General features: G+C 61.2%; 1 protein-coding gene. It reads left to right on the top strand.

Going from position 1 to position 1,226, the window contains the following annotated elements; genetic code table 11:
• Nucleotides 1-53: 53 nt before the first annotated feature.
• On the top strand, nt 54-1,211 hold the full coding sequence (locus CQ020_RS23955) for an IS30 family transposase (RefSeq protein WP_105694325.1): 1,158 nt from the start codon (nt 54-56) through the stop codon (nt 1,209-1,211).
• Nucleotides 1,212-1,226 lie beyond the last annotated feature (15 nt).

A 1,226-nucleotide genomic window follows, 5' to 3' on the forward strand; every position in this document is an offset into this window, starting at 1 on the left:
CGCTGAATCATGCGGTGATCGCAACACCTGATCATTGAAGGGTGTCGATTGCCATGGTGAAGTTCACGAATCGTTTAGTTGCTGAGGTTGTCCAGTCGTTCTGGCAGCAGGTTGCGGACGGTGCCCGTTTCGAAGATGCTGGTGCGTTCGTCGGGTGGTCCGTCACGACGGTTCGCCGTGAGTTGAGGTCCTCGGGAGGGGTCCGGCCCCGCAGGGGCCGGACCCTGACCGGCCGGTCCTTGTCCTTCGAGGAGCGGGAGTTGATCTCGTTATGGCGGGGCAAGGAATCGGTCCGTGAGATCGCCAGACGTTTGGGCCGTTCCCCGTCAACGATCTCCCGGGAGCTCCGGCGGAACGCTGACAAGGTCTTTTTCTACCGGGCTACCACCGCCCACGCGCGCGCCCACGCCCGGGCAGCTAGGCCTAAGACCGCTAAGCTCAACAGCAACAGACCCTTGCGTGAGGAAGTCGAAAAGCGGCTCGGCAAGAAAGACTCACCGGTCCAAATCGCCGGCAGACTCCGCAAGGACTTCCCAAACAATCCGGAGATGTGGGTGTCACACGAGACCATCTACCAGTCCCTCTATCTCGAGTCCCGGGGCGGGCTGAAGCGGGAACTGGTCAAGAACCTGCGCACCGGCCGGACCCTGCGCAAACCCCAACACCGCCCCGACGAACGCCGCGGCAGAATCCAGGACAAGGTCATGATCGCCGACCGTCCCGCCGAGGTCGAAGACCGTGCCGTGCCAGGGCACTGGGAAGGGGACCTGATCGTAGGCAAGGACGGAAAAACCGCCATCGGCACCATCGTTGAGCGCACGACCGGGTTCGTGATGCTTCTCCATGTCCCGACCGGTCAAAACCGTGCCGAGTCTGTCCGAGACGGCCTCATCAAGAAAATGGGCGCCCTTCCCGACGAACTGAGGCTCTCGCTCACTTGGGACCAAGGCACCGAGATGCGCCGACACAAGGACGTGAAGATCGCAGCCGACATCGACATATACTTCTGCGATCCCCACTCACCTTGGCAACGCGGTTCGAACGAGAACACCAACGGGCTCCTGCGCCAGTACTTCCCCAAAGGCGCAGACCTAAGCATCTACAGCCAAACAGACCTCGACTACGTCGCCCACGAACTCAACGACAGACCCCGCCAGCGATTCGACTTCTGCACCCCCAATGAGATGATCAGAACCTTCCTGTTGCGATAACCGCTAGAAACCGCC

The organism is Arthrobacter sp. MYb23 (assembly GCF_002979775.1).
Lineage (GTDB): Bacteria > Actinomycetota > Actinomycetes > Actinomycetales > Micrococcaceae > Arthrobacter.